The organism is Ignavibacteria bacterium, assembly GCA_013177855.1.
In the GTDB taxonomy this organism is placed as follows: Bacteria; Bacteroidota; Ignavibacteria; order Ch128b; family Ch128b; genus Ch128b.
The window spans coordinates 1-23448 of record JABLYA010000003.1 but is presented as its reverse complement, the minus strand read 5'-3'; the positions used below and the strand labels follow the sequence as shown (position 1 = coordinate 23448).

At 26.3% G+C, this 23448-nt stretch carries 28 protein-coding genes and 1 pseudogene; 2 read left to right on the top strand and 27 right to left on the bottom strand.

What is annotated here, in order from left to right; all coding sequences use genetic code 11:
• Nucleotides 1-42: 42 nt before the first annotated feature.
• The 15 genes from HPY57_12740 to HPY57_12670 all read right to left on the bottom strand — a co-directional run bounded on the left by HPY57_12740 (nucleotide 43) and on the right by HPY57_12670 (nucleotide 9521).
• Nucleotides 43-363, bottom strand: a complete 321-nt coding sequence (locus tag HPY57_12740) for a hypothetical protein (protein NPV12645.1) — start codon at nucleotides 361-363, stop codon at nucleotides 43-45.
• Nucleotides 364-383: 20 nt separating this feature from the next.
• On the bottom strand, nucleotides 384-812 hold the full coding sequence (locus tag HPY57_12735) for a hypothetical protein (GenBank protein ID NPV12644.1): 429 nt from the start codon (nucleotides 810-812) through the stop codon (nucleotides 384-386).
• Nucleotides 813-882: 70 nt separating this feature from the next.
• Nucleotides 883-1440, bottom strand: coding sequence for a glucosaminidase domain-containing protein (locus HPY57_12730; protein NPV12643.1), 558 nt, complete (start codon nucleotides 1438-1440; stop codon nucleotides 883-885).
• Complete coding sequence (locus tag HPY57_12725; GenBank protein ID NPV12642.1) at nucleotides 1437-1655, bottom strand: hypothetical protein; 219 nt, start codon at nucleotides 1653-1655, stop codon at nucleotides 1437-1439. Before HPY57_12725 ends, HPY57_12730 begins: the two co-directional genes overlap by 4 nt.
• A 170-nt stretch (nucleotides 1656-1825) precedes the next feature.
• Complete coding sequence (locus HPY57_12720) at nucleotides 1826-2500, bottom strand: uracil-DNA glycosylase (GenBank protein ID NPV12641.1); 675 nt, start codon at nucleotides 2498-2500, stop codon at nucleotides 1826-1828.
• Between the two features lie 90 nt (nucleotides 2501-2590).
• On the bottom strand, nucleotides 2591-2812 hold the full coding sequence (locus tag HPY57_12715) for a hypothetical protein (protein NPV12640.1): 222 nt from the start codon (nucleotides 2810-2812) through the stop codon (nucleotides 2591-2593).
• 129 nt (nucleotides 2813-2941) lie between these two features.
• Nucleotides 2942-3127 (bottom strand): hypothetical protein, encoded by a 186-nt coding sequence (locus HPY57_12710; protein ID NPV12639.1) that lies wholly within the window; start codon nucleotides 3125-3127, stop codon nucleotides 2942-2944.
• An 11-nt stretch (nucleotides 3128-3138) separates the two neighbouring features.
• Nucleotides 3139-4215, bottom strand: a complete 1077-nt coding sequence (locus HPY57_12705) for a hypothetical protein (GenBank protein NPV12638.1) — start codon at nucleotides 4213-4215, stop codon at nucleotides 3139-3141.
• Nucleotides 4208-5017 carry a hypothetical protein gene (locus HPY57_12700; GenBank protein ID NPV12637.1) on the bottom strand — a complete coding sequence of 270 codons (810 nt, stop codon included), beginning with the start codon at nucleotides 5015-5017 and terminating at the stop codon, nucleotides 4208-4210. Before HPY57_12700 ends, HPY57_12705 begins: the two co-directional genes overlap by 8 nt.
• Nucleotides 5014-5499, bottom strand: a complete 486-nt coding sequence (locus HPY57_12695) for a hypothetical protein (protein NPV12636.1) — start codon at nucleotides 5497-5499, stop codon at nucleotides 5014-5016. Before HPY57_12695 ends, HPY57_12700 begins: the two co-directional genes overlap by 4 nt.
• Entirely contained in the window at nucleotides 5492-6442 is a 951-nt protein-coding gene (locus tag HPY57_12690; GenBank protein ID NPV12635.1) for a toprim domain-containing protein, read from the bottom strand. Before HPY57_12690 ends, HPY57_12695 begins: the two co-directional genes overlap by 8 nt.
• A 1-nt stretch (nucleotide 6443) precedes the next feature.
• Entirely contained in the window at nucleotides 6444-7193 is a 750-nt protein-coding gene (locus HPY57_12685; protein NPV12634.1) for a hypothetical protein, read from the bottom strand.
• 17 nt (nucleotides 7194-7210) lie between these two features.
• Entirely contained in the window at nucleotides 7211-7945 is a 735-nt protein-coding gene (locus HPY57_12680) for an AAA family ATPase (protein NPV12633.1), read from the bottom strand.
• 5 nt (nucleotides 7946-7950) lie between these two features.
• Nucleotides 7951-8706, bottom strand: a complete 756-nt coding sequence (locus HPY57_12675; GenBank protein ID NPV12632.1) for a hypothetical protein — start codon at nucleotides 8704-8706, stop codon at nucleotides 7951-7953.
• Nucleotides 8707-8825: 119 nt separating this feature from the next.
• Nucleotides 8826-9521 (bottom strand): hypothetical protein, encoded by a 696-nt coding sequence (locus tag HPY57_12670; protein NPV12631.1) that lies wholly within the window; start codon nucleotides 9519-9521, stop codon nucleotides 8826-8828.
• Between the two features lie 90 nt (nucleotides 9522-9611).
• On the opposite strand from HPY57_12670, the gene HPY57_12665 reads away from it, so the two are divergent.
• Nucleotides 9612-10157 carry a hypothetical protein gene (locus HPY57_12665; protein ID NPV12630.1) on the top strand — a complete coding sequence of 182 codons (546 nt, stop codon included), beginning with the start codon at nucleotides 9612-9614 and terminating at the stop codon, nucleotides 10155-10157.
• A 79-nt stretch (nucleotides 10158-10236) separates the two neighbouring features.
• Nucleotides 10237-11298, top strand: a pseudogene (tnpB, locus tag HPY57_12660) (IS200/IS605 family element transposase accessory protein TnpB).
• A 106-nt stretch (nucleotides 11299-11404) separates the two neighbouring features.
• On the opposite strand, the gene HPY57_12655 reads toward tnpB, so the two are convergent.
• The 12 genes from HPY57_12655 to HPY57_12600 all read right to left on the bottom strand — a co-directional run bounded on the left by HPY57_12655 (nucleotide 11405) and on the right by HPY57_12600 (nucleotide 22709).
• Complete coding sequence (locus HPY57_12655; protein NPV12629.1) at nucleotides 11405-12175, bottom strand: hypothetical protein; 771 nt, start codon at nucleotides 12173-12175, stop codon at nucleotides 11405-11407.
• A gap of 4 nt (nucleotides 12176-12179) precedes the next feature.
• Nucleotides 12180-14282, bottom strand: coding sequence for a hypothetical protein (locus HPY57_12650; GenBank protein NPV12628.1), 2103 nt, complete (start codon nucleotides 14280-14282; stop codon nucleotides 12180-12182).
• A 121-nt stretch (nucleotides 14283-14403) separates the two neighbouring features.
• On the bottom strand, nucleotides 14404-14991 hold the full coding sequence (locus HPY57_12645; protein ID NPV12627.1) for a hypothetical protein: 588 nt from the start codon (nucleotides 14989-14991) through the stop codon (nucleotides 14404-14406).
• Nucleotides 14992-15002: 11 nt separating this feature from the next.
• Nucleotides 15003-16121, bottom strand: coding sequence for a hypothetical protein (locus HPY57_12640; GenBank protein NPV12626.1), 1119 nt, complete (start codon nucleotides 16119-16121; stop codon nucleotides 15003-15005).
• Nucleotides 16100-16717, bottom strand: a complete 618-nt coding sequence (locus HPY57_12635; GenBank protein ID NPV12625.1) for a hypothetical protein — start codon at nucleotides 16715-16717, stop codon at nucleotides 16100-16102. Before HPY57_12635 ends, HPY57_12640 begins: the two co-directional genes overlap by 22 nt.
• 15 nt (nucleotides 16718-16732) lie before the next feature.
• Nucleotides 16733-18577, bottom strand: coding sequence for a hypothetical protein (locus tag HPY57_12630; protein ID NPV12624.1), 1845 nt, complete (start codon nucleotides 18575-18577; stop codon nucleotides 16733-16735).
• Nucleotides 18574-18849, bottom strand: a complete 276-nt coding sequence (locus tag HPY57_12625; protein ID NPV12623.1) for a hypothetical protein — start codon at nucleotides 18847-18849, stop codon at nucleotides 18574-18576. Before HPY57_12625 ends, HPY57_12630 begins: the two co-directional genes overlap by 4 nt.
• A 61-nt stretch (nucleotides 18850-18910) precedes the next feature.
• Complete coding sequence (locus HPY57_12620) at nucleotides 18911-20350, bottom strand: DEAD/DEAH box helicase family protein (protein NPV12622.1); 1440 nt, start codon at nucleotides 20348-20350, stop codon at nucleotides 18911-18913.
• A gap of 49 nt (nucleotides 20351-20399) precedes the next feature.
• Complete coding sequence (locus tag HPY57_12615) at nucleotides 20400-20636, bottom strand: hypothetical protein (protein NPV12621.1); 237 nt, start codon at nucleotides 20634-20636, stop codon at nucleotides 20400-20402.
• 132 nt (nucleotides 20637-20768) lie between these two features.
• Complete coding sequence (locus tag HPY57_12610) at nucleotides 20769-21155, bottom strand: hypothetical protein (GenBank protein NPV12620.1); 387 nt, start codon at nucleotides 21153-21155, stop codon at nucleotides 20769-20771.
• A gap of 441 nt (nucleotides 21156-21596) precedes the next feature.
• Nucleotides 21597-22382, bottom strand: coding sequence for a hypothetical protein (locus tag HPY57_12605; protein NPV12619.1), 786 nt, complete (start codon nucleotides 22380-22382; stop codon nucleotides 21597-21599).
• A 99-nt stretch (nucleotides 22383-22481) separates the two neighbouring features.
• Nucleotides 22482-22709, bottom strand: coding sequence for a hypothetical protein (locus tag HPY57_12600; GenBank protein ID NPV12618.1), 228 nt, complete (start codon nucleotides 22707-22709; stop codon nucleotides 22482-22484).
• Nucleotides 22710-23448: the final 739 nt, after the last annotated feature.

The window sequence follows — 23448 nt, the reverse complement described above, 5'->3', positions numbered from 1 at the left end:
TGACAACATTTTTGCATATTTGCAAATTCTTTTTTGTTGATATCAAGATCTATTCTTTTTATCACTATTTACTAATTCTTTTGCTTTACTAAAATACAACATTGTTAAAACTTCACAGTAAAAATTAAGTGTAGGATTTAAACTATACTTAATATTGAAGGATTGTACTGAAGTTATTATAGATTCCAATTCTTTTAATGAAGTACAATTATTTATAGATTGACTAATTTTCTTATAATCTTTAATCATTTCTAAGTATTTAGCATCATCATCAAATTTAATTAGTTTTATTATGGGGATCGTTAAAAATACTATAATAATGATTAATCCAATTATTTGGATATATTCTATGTAATTTTCCATTTTGATATGGATTTTAATATTTAAATTTCTTTTTCAAGTTTACTCCTATTATATGTACTTACTTTATGTACATGTTTTTTATAGTATTCATTAAGGATACTAGCTACTTTTTTCCTAACTTCATTAATTTTATCATAATAAAATGGTTCAAACAGATTTGAAAAGTTTAATCTATATTTTACTAATAATCTTTCTATTAGTGGATAAGCTTGATTATATTCACTAGTAAGCTTAAATCTTGTTAAATTTGGTATTGACGCCCATAGCTTTTTTACATATACATGATCTAAACCAATGTTCTTTATAATATCTTGTCTAATAGCTTTATTCTTAGGATAACCAGAATAAATTGTAGGCATAAATTCAGATAAAACTATTACATCTTTTAAGTAGTTAAAAGCGAAATCTTTTTCATCGGTATAAACAATATCTTCTAATATTATTTTCATAGTTAACAGTTTTTAATTTATTAAATTAATCAAATAAAAATATATCTTTGTGCAATATTACTAAATATTATCATTGTTTTATGTCTTTAAGTATTTTACTAACTTTAGTAACATATAAAGTATTTTCAGCATATGCTTCTAAGAATTGCAGATATTCTTCTTCTGTTTGAATATTTTTAGCATAAGTAGTTTGGAATAAAGCATAATCTATAACTGATTCTCTCCAATTATTATAAACATTATGTCCATTAGCAGTACCTACCACTAGGGTAGGTCTGCTAATAGGCATCTTCATTCCAAAAAGATTATGATTTTCGTTAAATATTTTACTTTTAAATCCATTAGTTTCTAAAATAGCTTGAGCATAGACTATATTTGGAAATCTTATCTTTAATTTATTAATGTATTTTATAAGCTTTTCTTCAGAAAAGTCTATTCTTGATGTTACTATCACTTGTTTTTCCGATTCTATATATATTATACTCTTGCTTTGAATAATAAATAATATAGTTAGATTTAAAATAAATAATCCAAAAAGTAAAATCATTAAATATTTCAATTTTATATAGTTGTTTTCTACTATTTTTATGGATAAATCATTTTCATCAATAATCATTTTTCCTTTCATATGTCATCAAAATTATCGTTAAAAGATTCTTTAGTAAAAAATGGATTATCAAATAATTTAGTTGTATTATGAATTCTATTTATAGGAATAAAATAAACAGATGAAATTTCTGGATGTAATACAGCTTCTTCAACAAACCAATCATAATCCATGTAATCTTGTACATCTGGCCATCTTACTAATACATATATATTATCTGTATCTTCTAAAAACATAGTCATAGTTTTAATATTTTTTGATTTTAAAATAATTTAAAAACTTTACTATTCCACTAAAGATAACCACTGTAATAAATCCTAATGAATACAATGCTGTTACCAGCAAAAATCCTTTTATCATCATGTCTACAAATTCACCAAATCTTTCCATAGTTTTATGTTTTTAATTACCATTTTATAGTTACTCCATTCATTCCATAAAGTATATTATTTGTTTTACTAAAATGCTTACATCCTTTAAATGGATTAGCTCTGTTTAGTGGAGAAGGGTGTCCAGCATATAAAATATAATGCAAAGATGGATTAATTGTTTTATTAATTATATTTTTAGCATAAGCTCCCCAACAAAGAAATACTATTCCAGTGGTATTATTATTTATAATACTTAAAACTTCTTCTGTAAATTTTGACCATAAATTTACATGACTTAATGGATTTCCTTTCTCTACAGTTAAAGCAGAATTCAACAATAACACTCCTTGATTAGCCCAATGAATTAATGAACTATCTGGATAAGGCCCAACATTACCATAAATATCATCGTATACTTCATTAAGTATAGTTCTTAATGAAGGACTTAATGGTTTAGTTTCATTAGCAAATGCTAAACCTGTAGCACTTCCATCATGATAGGGATCTTGTCCTAATATTACAACTTTTAAACCATTAAAAGATGTTTCTTTAAAGCATCTAAATACTTTATCGTTAGTTTCTGGATATATAACTTTTTTAGTTCTTTCCTGTTTTATTGTTTTTCCTAAAGTTATAAAGTAATTAGAATTCATTACAGGAGATAAAACATAACTCCAATCTTGCTGAATATAATTTTGTATCATTGTCATTACGATTATTATTAAATGGGGATACCACGCACAAGAATACAAAATGTAATCAATTCACAACCCACTAAATAGTAGTATCCCCAACAAAGATTATATATAAATTAACAGTACTAATACAGGAATTTTAAATTTCTTTGTATAAAACTTTTGTAATTTTTCCTGAAAGTTGTTAACATTTTCTAATTTCATCTTTTTTTCAATATGAAGAACATTGATTAGCTCTAATTCTTCATCTCCATTTTTAAATAATAAAATTGATTTTATTGTTACATCTGTGTTTTTATTTTCATAATTTGGATTATTAATATGCATATCATTTAAATTTTGTTAAATATTATTTTTCATATCTAAAAGGTTTAATCAATTTTAGATAGTTTTTAACTTCTCTTGGTAATAGAGTTCTAGTATTATAGTGATAATTAACAGTATTATTAGCCAAATTTAAAAATTTGGATATTTCTCTTGTAGGTATGTTGTTTTTTTAGCTAAAATTATAAAGCTTTTTAAACAACAATAGTAGTAGTAATCATTTTTAGTATAAGATACTTTCTTAATTTTCTTTAGATCTAAATCAAAAGTATCTTTTATTTCATTATTTATTTTGTTTAATAAATCTAAATTTTTCATAACTATTTAATTTAAATTAGGTTAAAATTTCTTAAATAATAATCAGTGGGATGATCAAACATTGAGTTATTAACATGCCAATAGAAATCCTCAATTAACCTATAAATACCTTTAGTATTTAAATCATAGATATGAGTTCCTAAAGAAATAATTGAGGAGGTTCCACCATACATTGCTATGTATTTAACACTTAAAGAACTAGCAAACCATTCTATTGGATAAACAAAGTTAGTATCTAAAACAATAAAAAAGAAGGTAACTTCATAATCAGGGAAGATACTTTTTAGAATTTCTATATACAAAACTTCTTGTATAAAATATCTATAATTGATGTAATTGCTTTCAAATTGTCTTCCTTGAGTTGTTTTATAGTCTATAATAGTAACAGTCTTTCTTATGTCATCAATAAATACAACATCTGGAGTTCCTTTAACAGTATATTCTTTGTAACTTTCCTTATAATTCTCTTTATAATTATTAGTTTTGTTTTTACTCATAGATTTTACTTCAGATGCAATTTTTATATTAGCTACAAGATGAATTTGTCTTAAAATTCTTGTAGCATTATATTCAAGTTGACGATAAGAATAATCTAAATGTAATAATTTAACTAAATTATTAGCTGTTTCATATAAGTTTTTATGTATAATTACTTTATTTTTATTCCTTAATGCTGTATCTACATAGGCTTTACATTCCTCATTAAATTTTCTTATAAAAGTTTCTGGTTTTAAATTTTCATTATAACCTACAACACTTCTTGCTAATAAACATAATTCATCATCTGATTCACCAGTTGTAAAGTCTGTTTTTTTCATTTCTATATATTTATTAGCTACATCCAGCATTTTGTTTTTTGGGAGTGTACCTTCATATACAAGGTATTTATCCATGTTGTAACTTATTATAGCATCAAACACATTTCCCAATAGCATTGAATCAGTTTCTGGTTTTGCATGCCCTTCTAATGCTAATCTAAGATTTATAGGATGTTTCTCCAATTCTTTTAATAAACTATATGAAGGTACTACTAAATTGTCATACTCTTCTTTTGTTATAATATGTTTATTTAATAATAGATCATTCATTTTTAATTAAGTTTAAGTTAATAACTTCTTTATTTGTATCTGGTATCTTATGCAAATCTATATTCTCGTTAAGTTTTATATTGAAAAAGTTTTCTAATGCTTTTTTTAATCCAATATCTTTTTCTAATACTCTATGTATATAATCTATGTCATACTCAAATTTGAATATATTTTGTATATAGTAATAAATTTCAACTATATTATTTTTCCAAATGTCATACAATTTAGAATATTTACCATTTAAGTAAAAATCTATACATACTTTTAATTCATCTGTAGCTTTAAATAGAAATAAATCGAAAAACTTATTGTAGTTATAGATATTATAAAAATTATCACAACTTTTTAAATAATTTTCTAATTCTAAATACTCTTCATTATTTATAACTCTATACATTAAACCAATGTAGTCATCATTAACTATATACATATTATAGAACAAACTACTTAATTTTAATTTTTTTATATTCAAATTCATATTAGGCAATATGAATATAACACTTTCATTAACATCAACAGTGTTAATTAAATACGTTCTATTTTGATTAGATAGAACACTTTGTTTATGTATATATTTTACTACATATTTTGATTGTATAGAATCTGTTAACCAAACATTTAATATAGAATTTTTTTCTATAGTGAAAGAATTAGTTATTACTTTAACTAATTCATCATCTACATAAATTTCATCTATATAAGGGTTAACAATAGTCAGTCTTAGATCTCTTGCATTTAATGGAGTTATTACTATTTCTCCATTTAAAATGTCTATTATTGTTGCTATTGAACAGTAACTCATACAAACAAGTATATGTAAACACCTGGTTTAGTTTTTGAGTAAGAGTAGTAATTACCATTTATAATTAATGGTATTGGAATAAAATTATCCATATCATCATCTTTTATTAAATCGTAAGCAACAAATAAATCTGCTAATATTTGACAAGCATTAATAAAGTCAAACTTATGTTTAGAATTCCTTACAAAGTGAAACCCATATATGTAAGGAGGTTCTGTTAAATGTTGTAATTTAAAAAATGGTTTTATAGTGTTATAAAATATGTCTTCAGAATTATTTTTTATTTTGACATATTTATTTTTAGAAGAATAGCTTTGTATATTTAAACTTTTTAAATATTTTGATACAGTCCTTGATGGAAATACTCCATTATTAGTAACAATCTTACTGTTCTTTAATGATGGTACATTATACGGTAAAAATATAAGATTGTTTTTATTAGTAATATTAATTGCTTCTGTTATTAGCTCTCTATTAGGCATATAGAGTAGTTTTTATTAGGTCTTCTAATAATCTTTTTGTACTATCTACCGTATTAAATTTTATATAGTCTGATATATCTTTATATTTATAGTCTGGTATTGTAAAATATTTTATGTTATATATACATTTATACAGTTCTGCATTTTTTACTCCTGTTTGATCATTATCGAATAATACTAATATGTTTTTAAATCTTATATTTAAATCTTTCATTACCATTTCTGGTAATAAAACTGTTTCTGAATTAGGAGCTATACTATTATAGCCTAATTGATTTAATACCATTACATCCTTTAAACTTTTTGTAATTATTAATAACTCTCCAATAGTAGGAATATTATCATATCCTTGAATACTATACTTATTAGAATTGCCAAAAAACTTATATCTTTTATTTAATGGGTTATAAAACTTTAATCTTAAATCATTCAATACATATACATACAATAATTTTGGCATTATTCTAAATGTTTCTCTCTCTTTTATTATATCTGCATATTCTACTGGATATACATTATATTTTCTTAATACTTCTTTTGTTATTACTTTATATTCTTCCCAATAGTGTTTATCTTTAATTTTAAATGGACGTAATTTAAATACTATATTAGATTTTGTTTCTTCATATATACTTATTTTATTTTTACTTTGCACATATTTTGGCTCATAATCATTTACTTCATTTAATATATCTACATAATCTAAATTGAAGAAAAATTTTAAAAAAGAAAATACATCCATAGCTTTTAAACTACTTCCAAAATCTTTATAGTATAATCTGTTGTTATATGAAGTTATAACAGCAGAAGGGAGAGATTCCTCTCTCCCAACTGCTTTAAACTTCTTATTTATTGCTTTAAATTGTGGAATATACTTTCTAAACAATGTTTCTTCATCTGTTAAAGAAAGTATATAACTTTCTAAAGCTTTTGTATTAAACATATTACCAGATGTTTTCTAAGCTATCTTCTTCATTAGCATCATCTTCAGAAGCTTCTGATTCATTCATATTAGTTTCATATTGTACACCAGTAAATTCTTTGAATTCAAATGAATTTTGGAATTCTGGTTTATTAACAGATTTTTCCAAAGCTTTAATAAACAATGGAGCACTAGCTACAGATTTACCAAACATGTCTGTCCATACAGATTGATATCCGTTTTTAACTGTTAACAATACTACAATCTTATAGTCTTTAGCTAATTCCACATATTTTTTCAATTCACTAACATTACCTCTTAGAAGACTATCCATATTATCTATAGTAGCTACTCCATCTTTTGGCACTTTAAGCCAAGATTTTAGGAAATTAATCAATTTAGTTTCACCCTTAATAGCAGGCCTAGCTGATTTTAAATCTATCCATTCATAATTAGATAATTCTTCTCTTTTACTTACATAGATAGCATTTCCCCTTTTATCAATAAATTGAATCTTTTCATTACTTGATGTTGCAGTAACATCTTCCAAAAATATAGATAATTTGGTAAGTGTTCCAGTTTTTAAGATTTTCAACCAAATATCTAATCTAAGGAGTTTATTACCATCTGGAGATGCAGATAGATATTCTGGGTCATTAGTGTAATTAATTCCTAATTCTTTTAATTCTTGTTTAGTTGGGTTAATAGTTACAACTTTGCACTCTGCTAAACCTGTGTAAATTTTTGAACTTTCATTTCCAATTGTAATCATAAATTTTAATTTTTAAGTTAATCAATAAAAATTTTATCCCAATGACTTATTAAATTCCCAGTTTCATCCATTTCTACTAATGGAAAACTTTTATTAGCTAAATGTGGTTGTCTTGCTCCACATATAACACTATTATAAGATAGATCGTTAGAAGGTATAAAGCTGATCATAACTTTTTTATCTTCTCTATAGAGAAATCCTATAGCATCACTATCAGCACAAGCTTTTGCTTTTAACTTTCCTGTTAAGTTAATATCTACAGCAGCTATCTCTTTATCATCTTTTTCTAAGAATTTATCTTTTATATGTCCTACATATATAATTCTTTCAAATGTAGATTCTATAGCTGATGTAATAATATCAAAAGCTTTTCTTAGATAAAGATAACCAGCTCCTCTTGGTAAAGTCAATACATTATCTCCTGTATAATTTATTCCAACTGGAGATTCTTTGTAAAGTTTTGTTGCCATTGGAATCAATAGTTCCTCAAGCTTAGTTACTGTGTCTACTGTTACATATTTATAGTTTATTTTTTGTTTTTTTACTTCCTCTAATACTTTTTTAAGGTCGTTTAGAGATTCAATCTCTACCTTTAAAGCTTCAATAAAGTTTGTACCTCCTTCAAAATCTAATATTAGATTATTTTCTAATAAAGATACAGCAGTAGTTTTACCTACTTTTGGAGCAGCATAAATAAATAACCTCCTTGGGCTTTTCATTTTAGGAGGGACTTTTGTTGTTGGTAAAATCATAAGTTTTAGTTTTTTGGTTTAACTTTAATAAATTGGGCTTTGTTTATTTTGTTCACAAAGGTAAGCTTTTTAGGTGAAAGTTTTACTAATAAAGTTTTCATTAGTTCAATTGTGTCATCATCTATATGTAAATTATTGTAAGCTATGTATTGTTTAAAAATAGGTTCATTTATTAATATTTTATCATCAATATCTATGTAAATAACATTGGTGCCTTTATCTGGTATATAATTAAATATACCTATTACATCATAAAGTGTAGCATTTACTATTATATTTTTACTTGTGTTATTATTTACATATTTTTTAATTGCATAAAACATAGATATTAATGGTCTATTACTAATAATCTCTTTATTAAGACTATTTATAGCTATTTCTACAGATGACTGTGTTTTTAGTTCTTTTACTTCATTGTTGTATCTGTCATTGTAATAGTTTAATATATACTTTATACCAAATACTAAATTATTTAAATTAGTATTCATATCTATATTTTTATTTTTAACATTATATAAATATGCATTAATAATTGAGTAAATTGGTATTATCGGACTGAAAATATTACAAACTATTACATCGTTTATAGCTATTACAATATCATTTTTATCTTTAAAGTTTACTCTTAATACTTGATTAATTAAATTTGATGGTATACTTTTATATGATATATCTTCTTGAAGATTAATTCTTACCAAAAGTTTTTTTATGTAATCATCTTTTTTTATTTTTAAGTGTAATACTGTAATTAATAAAGACATAAGAAAATATACCTTATTGTGTGAAAATATAAAATGTTTATCAAGTGATAAATGTAAATTATTCATAAATTCTGAATGCAGTTCTTTATACTTATTTAAGTTTTCTAATTTGTAATTTACTATTTGGTAGGTTTCCATGTAACATCAATTTTAAATAAATCTCCATATTCTTTTACACAAAAAGGAATTTTATTAATATCAATACCTAAATTTTTATTGGTTAGGTAATTAGTTAAAGCTTGTGTAATTCTAGCTCCTAATAATTGTCCAAAATGACTTGTTTGTTTTACTGTACAAGCTATTTTTGCATCTTTTGAATCATCATATAGTGTTTCTTCATAGAAATCTTCCTGTTCTGGCATTACACAGTACATTTCATAATAAGTAGCTTGTAATCTTCCATCTATAAATATTTCTCTATCTTTTACTTCCCTCCACTTTTTAAATAATATTCTTCTAGCTTTAATATTATCAAAAGCAGCTATAACTATTGGTGGTACTGTAAGTAGAAATTTAATATCAGTAGTGATAGGAATTATTTGTGATAAGGTAAAATCTTTTAATATTGAACTTAGTTCTTCAGTTTTAGTTTTACCTACACTATTTAATGTATAAAATTGTGATCCTATGTTATGTGGTTCTACTGTATCAAAATCTACCAAAAATAAATTACAGTTAATACTTCTTGAAATATTAAATGCTGTATTACTACCTATACCACCACATCCACCTATTAGGATATTTTCCATTTTATTACTGTTATAATAAGCTAAACCTCTGAAATTTTTGTTTATATCTTCTAATTTTAATTCCATAGTTTATTATTTTTATAATATGGAGCACAAAACCCATCCATCGTTTTAGCGTACATCTATAAAAATATATTTTGTGGTTTAATTATTTTATTGTATATTTGCAGTATAAAAGATGTAAAAAACATAGAGCGTGTTCGTAAGTGGCAAGAAGAACAAAAATCAAAAGGGCTTTGTATTGAGTGTTCTAATCCTGCAACTGGATTAAGATGTAATTCTTGTAATAGAAGACGTGCAGAAAACAGAAAGAAAAAATACAACGAATGGAAAGAAAAAAGTTTGTGTTGTCAATGTGGAAAAGAAACACTAAACAACAAAAACTACTGCGAGAAACATTATCTAATGAAAATATCTCATACACGATTAGGTTCTTCTAAATATTGGAAAGAGTTAAAATCATTAATTGAAAAACAAAATTATAAATGTGCTTTAACAGGTGATAATATTTCTTTCAATGATGATATAGAACTTGACCATATTTTGCCTAAATATAGAAAAGGTAAAGATGAGTTGTCTAATGTGCAATGGGTAACAAGTAGAGCAAATTGGTTTAAAAGAGCGTGTACACAAGAAGAATTATTAGAAATTTGTACTAAAATAGTGAACACATTAAAACAAAGTTACGTGGATGGGATGTAAGCGACACTCCTTTACGCTTACATTTTGAAATGTTAAATAATATTTTGACAATTCAATAAATTTGTATAAATTTGCATTAATGTTTCGAGCGTTTAAATATCGTCTGTATCCAACAGAGCCACAAAAAGAACTTATTGCCAAACATATTGGTAGTAGTCGTTTTGTGTATAATTTAGCCTTAGAAACAAAAACAACTGCATATTTAGGTTCTAAACATAACTATTCTGCTTTTGATTTAATTAAACAATTACCAGAACTTAAAAAAGAACTTCCTTGGCTCAAAGAAGTAAACTCACAAAGTTTACAGCAAGCTATACATAATATGGACATTGCCTTTAAGAAGTTTTTTAAGGGTGCTGGTTTTCCTAAGTTCAAATCAAAACATAAAGGTAAGCAATCTTTTTCAATTCCACAGAATGTAAAAGTTGAGAATAACTTATTAATAATACCTAAGTTCAAAGAGGGTATTAAGATGTCTTTACATCGACCTATTAAGGGTACAATTAAGAGTGCAACCATAAGTGTTACACCTACTGGTAAATACTTTGTTTCTATACTTTGTGACACTAAAGAAGAAATACCAACTAAAGCACCAATAACCGAAAGTACGACTATTGGCATCGACTTAGGAATTAAAGACTTCGCAGTTACATCAGAAGGTGAGGTTTTTGAAAATCCTAAATTCCTTCGTAAAGCACAAAGTAAATTAAAATATATACAACGTAAATATTCAAAACACAAAGGTAAGCGTACTAAACAAAAGTTAGCATTACTACACGAAAAAGTGACTAACCAACGTAAGGATTTTTTACACAAAGTTTCAACTAAACTAATTCGTGAGAACCAAACGATAGCACTTGAAACTTTAGCAGTTAAAAATATGGTTAAAAACCACAACTTAGCACAATCTATTAGTGATGTAAGTTGGTCAACTTTTGTCTCTATGTTAGAATATAAAGCCGAATGGTATGGTAAAAACATCCTACGTATAGGACAATTTGCACCATCTTCCAAGACTTGCTCTTGTGGAGTAATCAACAAGGGCTTAAAACTATCCGACAGAAAGTGGACTTGTAAGTCTTGTGGAACTACACACGATAGAGAAATTTTAGCTGCTTGTAACATAAAATCATTTGCTCTTAATTTGTCTGGGGAACACAGACTAAAAAATCAGGACGAACTGCCAACATTAGTTGGAGTGATGACTCCTGAAGCCCAACCCATCGCCTCTGGCGTGGGTGGGTAGTTCACAAATCATTATCAAAATCATAATTGTGATATGGATAATCATAACTGTTATTATCAAAATATGGATCTATAGTTTTAAAATACTCTGAAAATGTTGAATCATTTGCAGGATTTACCTTATCTTCTTCTTTTTGTGTTCTATCATAAAAGTCTTTATAATTATATTTATATGCTTTTTCTTTTTTATTGCTTTTAGTTTTGATTTCATTTATAGCATTGATAAACCAATCTTCTACGGGTGTAGTTTCCATTTTTACTTCTAAATCAATAATATGTGCATCCTTTTTTAATTCATTTTTGTATTGTTTATGTATTTTACCGTTTAAATCCTTTATAAACTCTTTAATTTTTATTCTTTTTATAGTATTGAAAGCTATTTTAGCTTTTATATCCATTTTATTATTTACTACAATACTTAAGTATTGACTATATAAACCAACATTTGTTTTTATATCATTTACATCAGTTTCTGAAAAGAAACTATCCATATTATTATGACTATGAATAGTACCTATAAGGCATTCCATACCAAAAATTTTATACACTTTTGGTAATACAGTATCATCTCTATTTACTGTAACTGATGTTCCTTTACTTGTTGGATATATGTCAATTACGTCTATTGTAATGTTATTAAATGGATTTATACTTTTTTCATTTGTTATTTTATAAATCACAATCCCACACCATTCTACATTATGAAACTCGGTGTTTAACATGTAAATTTTATTTACTACTTTTTTGTTTAGTTTAATTACTGGCTTTTTCATAGTTTTAAATTTTAATGTTTAATAATTTTTCTTGTAAAATAGCTTTTAATAATTGTTCTTTTGGATTAAATTTAATAAATTCTTTGTTAGAAATATTTTGCTTTTTTAAACTTATAAAATATCTATTTTTGTAAGCATAAGAATGTAATGATTCTAATAAAAATAAGCTTACGTTTTCAGCATTAGATTTATTACATATGTAATCATTGTAACTTAGAAAGTCACTTAAAGAAGTAATATAGCTTTCATCCATTATAGAGTTTAATACATCTATAGCTTTTGACCAATTTACTGGTTTAGCCCAAAACTTACTTTTATAACTGTCAAAATCAACCTCTATCTCATTATCTATACTTTTTATTGAATTATTTATTATATACCTCCATATTAAATTATATATAAATGTGTTCATACTGGTAATTACTGGAGTAATAATTTCATTAAGTACTTCATTTTTTACCGTATTTATAAAATCTTGACCCATTTTATTGGATTCCTCTTCTATAATAGCATTTGCTGTATTAATTAATTGTTCTAAATCTATATACTTATCATTATGTGCATCATATACATTATTTATTAAAACTGTTTCATTAAAATAAGTTAAATTATCTGGGTTATCATCTTTATTTGGAATCCATTTTAAATTTAACGGTATTAATTTATGCTTATATAAAATATATATTAAAAAATAGTATAATAAATTTAAATTAGATTTTAATTCATTTACATTTTTATTAATATCTATATAAGTTGATATAGATATTAGTTCATTTGTATAATTTGCTATAGATTTTAAAATAAGGTTATACTTGTCATTTAAAATATTAAGCAAATTTTCATCAATTTCAGATATGTTATTTAAAAGATAATCTATTATAAGTGTTTCATTATTTGAATAGATATCTTGTATAGAACTGAAATTACCATCATTTAAGATCTGATTTAAATTCTCTTCAATTTTCTTTTTGATTGAATTTTTATATTCATTTATCTGATTTTCTGTTTTTATATATTGTCCTCCTGAATAACTTTCTACATGTAAAAAGTTTAGTATAGTATGCATCCTTCGTTTTAATTCATCTATGTTATTTATGAAGATATTTAAATTTTTTATATAGTTATACTTATTTAAACAAAATCCACTTAGATTATTAAATACTTTATAAACACAATTAGACATGTGAGGGTGTATATAGGTATGTGACTCTAAACCAGTAAATAATTCAATACCTTTATTATTTTTAAAGAATACAATTTCTACTGAACTAAATTTATTTGTTTCTCTCGCTTTAATGTCATAATATAAATTGCTAAATATATCTGTGTATACTAATATATATATATCCTTTATTCTAATAAAATTACCTTCTTTTATAGAATTTAAATCTTTAAAATCATTGAATTTATTTAAATCTATACTATTTGAATCTACATCTACTATAGTTAAAGTATCTATTTTATAAATTAAAACTTTTTCATCTTCAGATGCAAAAACTAAAGCTTCTTTTCCTAATTTAGAATCTAAAACTTTTTTTAATTCTTGTATTACTAATTTATCGCTTTTAATTAATGAATTAAATATTAAATTCTTGTGTCTTATATAATGTGAAATATCATCCAATAAACTTAACCATAAGTTACCCCCTAATATAGGGATAGGAAATAAAGTATTATACCTTGATTCTAATTCTTTAAATTCTTCATCATATAATGTAATATCTTCATCACTATTTTGTTTAATTAAATATTCTTCTAAATTTATTATTATATTAAAGTCATAATCTACTACATTTTTAATGCATAAATACATAATCTTTTTAAACGCATTTAATGTTGTTATTAATTTTAGAAATTGTATAGATTTAGTATCTCTATTTATATTGGATATAGTTTTATCAAATTCATCCATAAATAAATCACTAATAATATTTTTTAATGTAGTAGTAAATTCATTATTATTAATGAAATTATTTATGTATTCATCTGAATCTGCATCTTTAAATAAACTTTTATCAACTAATCCTCTTATTATATCGTCAGTTTTAAAAAATATAGTTTTTACATAAAGATCCTCTTTGTTTTCTTTTAATATTTTAATGTTCATAGCTAATTATTTTTTAAAATAAACAAAAAAGGAGGGATTAATTACATCCCTCCTTTACTATTTAACCTATATTTAATCTATATTTAATTTATGGTCTGGATTATATTCATAATCATCACGATCATAAATAAGAATCATCATCATCATCAATATCATCTTCAAGATCATCAACATCCTCATTATAATCAGCTTTGCTGTAACTAGGTTCATTAGGTTGATTACTATCACAATCTGAATATGTGTTTACTGTAGTAGTGACGTTATTTTTTAATTCATCCATTATTTTATTCACTTTATCTTCTAAGTCTTTTACAGTCACAGTCATTACATAATCATTTGTGTTTTCTTTTATTTGTGATGATTCATACATTGTTGATTTTAGTTTGGCATAAGCATCATCTAAAGTGTCTTCTTCTATACTGTATTTGATTTGTACACCATTCTTATTTTCTACACATTTTAGTTTAAAACTCTTCGCTCCTAAACTTGTCTTCAAAGGTACTACCAATAAAATACAATCTTTGTTTGGCAATCTACTGTTATTAGTTACAAACATCGTCTCTGTTTCGTAATCTATAAATCCTGCATTGTTTAAATTTAAATTGAACTGACTTTCTAACTCTTTCTTTAATTCTTCAACAGTCATAGCTGTTGTGTTAACTGTAAGCACTTGTCTTACTTCTTGAGTTTTAACTTTAATAGTTCTCATAGTTTTTGTTTTTAAAAGTTTTGTTTGGGTTTTGCTAAATTGTGAATATTATTATACATTTCTGGAGTTAACTTACTTGCACTTGGAAGCTCTCTAAAATAATTAACAGCTCCATGAAAATACAAACTTGTTTCACATGAATTACCATTTCTATCAAAATCAATATAAAAATTCCTATAGTGATCCTTTAACTTTGTTATATCATAATTTAAATAAGACCTTTCTCCAACTCTATATGGAGAATAAATTCCCATAAATACATCACAATCTTTTGATGTGGATTTATTATCAGCTAATCCATCTGCTGAAGGTCTAGTTCTTCCCATTCTTATTGAATCATTACCTTCTTTTTGTAAGGCTTGTTGTTGGATTATTACTGGAATAGCATTCCATCTGTTTCTTGCATGTACCATGTATTCACTACTGAATTTGCCTATGTCTTCATATAACGTACTCCCCCTTTCTGGTGTTATTAAATTAATATTATCTACTTTGATGATCACAAATAAATTTGGATCATTAGGTATATATCTATCTATTACTTTTATTTCTTTAGTTTTATTGTCTTCTGTTATTGTAATAGTCTTATATTCATATCTACCATTGGATTCAAAAAAGTTTTTTATTCTTTTGTAAATACCAAAAACATTTCTTATGTCATCAATATACTCTACTATGTTTTCAAATTTTTCAAACCAATCTCTTTCTTTTTCTATAAATCTTAATACTTTATCAGGTAAAATGTAATCTTTGTAAATACTTTCTAATTGTCTTACATTTAAAATGTTTCCCGTTTTTAAATAATACCTATGTACCATCAATTGTTTATATTTGGCTTCTTTATTCATTTCTAAATTGAAGTCAAATATTTTTAACTTTATGTTGGTTTCATTATCTAGTACAAAATTTATAGGATTAAACACAAATACAAAATCTGTTATTTGTGTTTTACCTACTTTTTGTGTACTACTTATTAAGTAATATTTGCCCTGTTGAATACCTGGCCATTCTTTACTTAATCTACTGAATGGACATGGTATTACTAAATCTTTGCCTTCCTCTTTTAGTTTTTTGTTTGTAACTAAATTTCTATAAACACTGTCAAAGATTAAACTATGTTTCTCATCCATAAATCATCAGGTTCATCCCCGTTTTCTAATAAATTTTCACATTCTGAAGCTAAAACAGACGTATTATCTTTTAATATGAAATTTTCTATGGTTTTTATCATATTCCAATTTTCAGCTCTTTTCCTATCTATATAATTTTTTGTGGCCTTTATTATTATATCTTTATCGTACTTTGGATATTTCTTTATAAATTTAACTAACTTATATTTTATATCTTTTAAATTTCCTTTAACATAATAACCTCCAGATTTTATTCCACTTGGAAATAAATCTCTTAACTCTTTAGCTAATTCTTCAATCTTTGTAGCTTCTAATTGATCTTGAAATATTTTTAAACCTTCTGCTCTTACTAAGATCGAGCTTAATAATGGATTTAAATCATCATCATATAAGTCTCCTATAATCTTCACTAAATTTAAACTTTCTAAATCCATTACTAAATTTATGTATTTTGCCCTATTATAATGGTAAGTTAAATAATTGTCAAACAATTTTAAATTTAGTTTATTATTATCTACTAATATAGATAACAATACTAAGTGCTCTAAATCTAAATTATACTTTAATTTTTTTTCTAAAGGAATTGTTATTTCCATAGTAGTTTATTTTAGTTAATGTTTCCAGTATTTTCCAGTAACTGTTTCTACTTTTGGCTCTACATTTTTTAATACCATCTTAGCAGAAACTATCATATTTCTTTGTACTATCTCTATACATTCATCTAAATATTCGTCTTTTGCTTCTACTAATGTAGCATCATGAATAGATAATAATAGTTTCATTGGTAAATCTTTCTTATCTATCTCTTCTTGTATCATTATTAATGCTGTCTTTGTTATATCAGCATTAGCTCCTTGAATTGGATGATTCTTAGATGCTCTCTCAATCTCTGATAACTTTGAAACATCTTCTATCTGATTATAAAAATTATCAAAAAACCTTCTCCTATTATATGGTGGAGGTGTTTTTGAATATCCATGTATCTTACCAAATTCACCAGATTTTTCTATGAATTCTTTTACTTTTGGTACTTTACTGAAAAACTTATTTATAATCTCTTCAGCTTCTTCTACACTTATATCTAATATCTCAGATAGTTTGTACTTTGACATTCCATAAGCTAACCCAAAATTTAATGTTTTTTGAATATGTCTATAATTAAATTCTGGTTTGTTTGGATATGGATCCTTTACATTTTCTATTGGTATACCAAAGGTTTCACTACATAAAATGGAATGTAAATCTAAATCTTTTTTATAAATATCTAACCATAGTGGATCTTTTGATAAATCAGCTAATATCCTTAATTCCATTGAAGAATAGTCCGTGTCTATTAATGTATACCCTTCCTCAGCTATAAAACTGTTTTTTATTTTAGTAGCTAATTCACCATGTGTAGGTATATTTAATAAAGATGGATCACTACTACTCATCCTACCTGTTGATAATATTTGCCAAAAATTTGTATGTACTCTATTTGTTATAGGATTAATGTAACTTATGAAATTTAAACCGTATGTTGTCGCTATTTTCTTTTGTTTATTGTACTCTAATAATAATGGAATTATTTCATGTTCGTTTTTTATCTTTACTAATGTACTATTGCTTACATTTGATACTTTTAATCCTAATTTATTTAATATGTCTAATTTTATTGGATTCGATGACCAGTTGACTATTGTATTTCTATTATTATCAAATAAATCTAATTGAACTGCTTTATAAATATCTAATTCTTTTAATTTTTGCTTTAATAATACTTCATCTAACTTATCTTCTAATTCTTTTACTTTTTTTGAAGTTTCATCATAAATAGATAACCATTTGTTTGTGTCTAGTTTTATACCATTTAATTCCATTTTAGCTAAAACTCCTGATAACTTACATTCTAATTTGCTTAATTCATGCATGTTGTACTTTCTTATGATTTTTAATTGAGCTTTAGCTATGTCTTCTAAATGTTTTATGTCATTAGCAGCATATTCTATTACACTTTTGTCTATTCCTTTGTGAATTTTACCCCTTATTGTCTTGTCTAAATCTATATCTAAATATTTTTTTGCTACCTCCTTTAAACTTAATTTATACTTATTCTCATCACCAGCTATTAATAAAGATTCTAATATGAAAGTGTCTATTATGTTGTTATATCTTATATCAAATTTTTCATTATACAAAAACTTTAAATCAAATTTTGAATTATGAAAAATTAAAACTTTTTCTTTTAATATATCTTTTATAATGTTTATCTCTGAAAAATCTAAATTCTTATAGTTTATTACAAATTGATAATCTTTATTACCTATCTGTAATAAAATTATCTTATTCTTAAAATCGAAAAATCCTTCTGTCTCAGTATCTATTGATACAAATGACATCTTGCTTATTTTTTCATGTATCTCATCTAATGTGGTCTCTTTAAAGTGTTTTAAATTTACTTTGTAGGTTTTTATCATATCTCTACTATTTTATATACCATTGGCTCTCCTAATTTTATTACTAATATTCTTTTGTCATCTATAGTCTCACCAAATCTATATAAATCTCCATCTATCTCAAATAATCTATATCTTAATATTGATATGTTTAATATGTCTTGTTCTAAATATTTTAATTCTTCTTCTAAATCATTTAAAGCATCTCTATACCCTTTTTTATACATATCATTTAATCGCTCTAAAGCTCTTTTTCTTTTTAATGTATCTATCTTTAACCTTAAAAAGTCCATAATGCTCAATTTTAAAAAGGTAGAGAGCTTTTACCCTCTCTACCTTTGGTCTTAAAACTTACTACAGAACTGTGGGTGCTATACCCACTAATTCATCAATCTTTTCTTTATAATTTTCATTGTTGATGTATATCTCTTTATATGGAATGCCTGCTATCATCTTTTCAAACCATACCTCAGCTTGTGTGTTTTTAGGTACTATTACATAAATTGTGGCTTCTTCATTTACTAACAATCTATGTAATCTTCCTTTCTTTTGCACAAAGTTTACGTTACTGCTGGAATATGATTCTATAATGGCATTGTTAGCTCCTACTAAGTTTAAGCCTAAAGTCATGCTTAAACATGAAGCTATTTCTCTTATTTCGCCATTATTGAATTTTTCTATCAACTCATTGTTTATCTCTTTTGATTTTTTAATATTATCTCCTACTTTTGAATGTACTCTGTATGGAGATAGTTCGTTAGCTTTTGACGTTAACTCGCTGAATAATAAAACTCTATTGTTTTGGGATTCTAATAACTTTCTCTTTAGGTAATTGGCTATAACTTTTGAACTTGTTAACATCCACAACATTTCCTTTCTTTTCTTTATTGCCCAAATGTATTTTCCTAATAATATTTTGGTGTTTGTGTCTATTGTTGGATTTTTTAGCAAATTTATAGCTTTTATCCCTAAAGAGCTTATATTTACCCCTTTTATAGCTCTTAATCTGTATTGAAGAGATTTACTTATGGTTTGATCGTTTAAAGCATTGTTTATTACTGCTAATAGAGTATCTAAATCTAATGCCTTTAAATTCTTTATGTAGTTTATCTCTTCATCAGGTAATTTTAGTATACCATTACTAAACGTTTCTATAGTCTTATCTATTCTACTATAGACTTCGTTTTTGTAATTGTTTTTGATCTCCTTCTTTATCTCTTCAATATAATTTTCTAAATATTGATATTGTTTTTTTTCTGTAGTGTTTATGTTTTTTATCTTAAAAGGTGTATCTGTTAAATCGTACTTTAAAACAATTACATTTGTTTTATTTATAACTTTCTTCTCTATGTTTTTTGTCTCTTCCCTGAAAATTATAGGTACTTCTTTATACAACACTTCTTTTTTAAATTCATTCTCTTCATCTGGAGTTCCAGTTAATCCTATCTTCTTACAATTGTTGGATAGAATTAAACTGTATTTCTCCCCTATTTTGTGTATTTCATCTAATATTAGCAAGTCTTTCTTTATTTCTAATTTGTACTTGCTTTGAATTGTGTCTATTTCTATTCTTTCTTTTAATTCTGGATAAAATTTCTCAATCTCTTTTTCCCAGTTTTTTACTAATAACTTTCTTGGTACTACAACTAAAACATCTTTGATGTCAAATTGTTTTATCAAGTCTAATACAATCTTGCTTTTTCCAGAACCTGTGGGTAATACTACTGTACCTATTAGGTTATTTTGTATTAATGCTTCTTTTGCTCTTTCTTGTAAATTAATTTTTGCTTCCATTGTTTCCCTTTTTTAAGTTTGTTTAAAACCTAAATTTAATATAAGGGGACTATAGTAGTCCCCTTTTATGTAGTTTTATCATGTCAAGCCTTTCTTGCTTGGACATTTTGCGTGTGGTGATTATTTTCTTTACGGGATATTCTTTAATAGATTCCCATTTATCTGTCTTTATGATGCTCTTTTTTACCCCTGTCTCAGGAATTAAATCTAAAGCATCTTTTAATTTTTTTAATTTATTATTGATAACTTTGGTAGAACCATCTACCATTTCTATGATAATTTGCATAATGTTTGGGTTTTTGGTTGTTTTTTGTGTTTTGCTTTAAATATGAAATACCTTCATTCCGTAAGTTTTACCTTGCGGGAATTATTCCATAAGTGGCTGTTCACTTAAAAATGAAGGTATTTCTTTGATTAATTACTTTTTAACCCTTGTGGTAGGAGCTTTCTTTTGTACCACAGGTTGAGGAGCTTCCAGCAAATCTCCAAATGCTTCAGGAGTGATGAGATTTGCTTCTACATAAGGCAAATGACTTACCTGTATGTATACATTCTCATTTTCGTCCAGCCTGGCTGTACACATCTTAAATTCTCCAGGTTCTACTCCGTATTGTATGTTGGAGTCATAAATTATCCCAAAAGTTTTTTGGAGGTTTCCGTTTACATCCTCAAACTCAAGGGTACAAACATAATACAACTTCCCATTTGTGTTTTCTCTGGGATTTGGATTGATTGAAAGCACTTTGGCTTCAAAGACTACTTCTTTACGGATTACTCCGTTGTAGTTTACAGTTCTAGTATACATGGTTTTTTGTGTTTTTGTGTTTGCAAGTGATTAAGGTATGCTCGCTTCCACCTTATTTTTTATTTTTTAGAGATAAGTAATAATCTTATTCCAGTATTACAATCTCCATCCAACCATTTTCATTAAAAGTTGTTTCACCAAATATTGTAGGTAAGTGGAGTATATTCCACCAATCATAGTCAGTATTTTTTCCACTACCTATTCTAATTACACAGGTATGTATAGATTTTTTGTTTTTAAATATTTTTAACACTTCTATATTATCTTCTGTTGTTAAGAATTTATAAGAGCAGTTAAATTCATGGTAATTACTTAATATGGTTATTATTTTTATTTTTTAAATTTTAATTTTAAAAAATGTGTGTGTGTTTGTAAAAATAGAGTAGTAGAAAAGAAGAAGCTGCACTCATTTTAGTACAGCTCCTCTTCTATACAGTGTCCCTAGAATTCATCTAGAGATACTTTTTTCTTCCATTCTTTGGGAACAACTGCATAGTCATTCCCTTGGCCCCCTCCATTGGAAGAGGCTTGTCTGTAGTATAGTCCATCGGTAGGGAGTACTCCACCTCTGGACTTCTCAAATGCTCCCCCCCACGAATCCTTTATCAGGAGGTGAGGAGCATCCCCTGATAAAATTTCAAATACTTTACTTCCTTTCTTAGAGGTAAAGAATCTCCCTCTAAGAATTTCAACCTTCTTTAATGGCAGGTTAAAGGTTACCCCTTCAACACTCTCCCAATCCATATATGGGATAGGAGAAATGACTAATAGGTTGGGCTCATATTTTCCCCAGGATTTTCTGAGGAATTTTCCGTCTTCTAACTCAATCCATTCATGGATATCCTCATATGAGGATATTGCCCCATAAAAAGGATTATCCCATAGCAAGCTACCTTCATTGTGTACTTTTAGTACACGGAGGTTTTTTACCGTCCATTTTCCGTCAACAAAAATTCTCATCCATTTTGTGAGAATCTTGTCTTCATTTTCCAGTATTATCTTAGATAGATCTAATCTAATCTGAGTTTTTGTGTTTAGATCTAGGCCGTATTTATTATCATAGACCTCTAAGAATTTTCTACTTAGAAGTCCTCCATCTTCCTCTACTACAGCCTCAGTAGAGAAAGGTTCTACTATATACACTCCCTTTTTCAATGGAGTGTATAATTCTAAGGTTAAAGCGTCTACAATACGCTTAACCTTTAAAATAGTGTTAGTGTTATTCATATTTATTAAGTTTTTTAAAGGTTTTTATTAAGTTTTTTATTATGAGGTTCTTGGGCGCACCCTCATGGATTTCCCCCCTGCCCTTATGGGGGTATGCATTTAGAAGGCCTTAATTAAGAAGCCTTCTTTTTTAAATTTTTCTAATATCCTAATGAAATCCTGGCTTACGCCTATGTATTCAGTGAAGAGATCTGGGTAAGTCCAGAGCTCATACATATTCTCCCCTTTCGGGGAGATAACATATGTAGGGTACCCGTCCTCCTGGTACCTGTAAATGTGGAATATCATGCGTTCTTCAAGACATTCAATGATTCTTTTTTCTGTCATTTATTTTGTTTTTAAAGATTTTACATTGATATTTTATATTATTAAAAAATAGAGGTTATGTTACATCCCTACACGAGAACTCCTCTAAACTGTGTAGGGTTTATATTATAACTTCTTCTATAAATCTTTTTAATATTTTTTCCCCAAACAACTCCTTTATTTCGGGTGTTGGGTGTACCAATGTCAATTTTATATCCATTGGTACTTTCTTTACTTTTTTGAAGTATTTTTTAATTTCCTTCTTTTTCTCCAGTTTTTTTGTAACTGGATTGTAGTATGTATCTGCAAACCTCTTGAACGGTTGTGTTCCGTCAAAATAAAAACCCTGCTACCTCCCTGTGTAGCTTCACCCCATAACGTACCAGCTCTTTGACGGTGCGGGTCACACTTGGCTGGATTATAACGTGCCTAGAAAGCAAGTCTTTCCCTCAATTTCAGTGGTGAGTAATCTAGAATCCTCACGGTTATGGCTATATATTTCTATATAGCACCACTGGACACCTTTTCTTTTAGGTTGTGTGTCTTGCAACCATCCCTTCTTTTTTTACGCTACGCCGAAGGTCAGCAGTAGCAACCTTTTTGTTTATACTCCGCAGGTTAGGAGTTATATTTTTAAGACCACCCTCGTGTAATCCCTACAAGAGGGGGTCAGCTATGAATAACATGAATAACTTAAGCACACTATTTATATACCGCCGTGTGCCAGGCGGTTATATTTTTAATACTTCTTTTTTTTTAA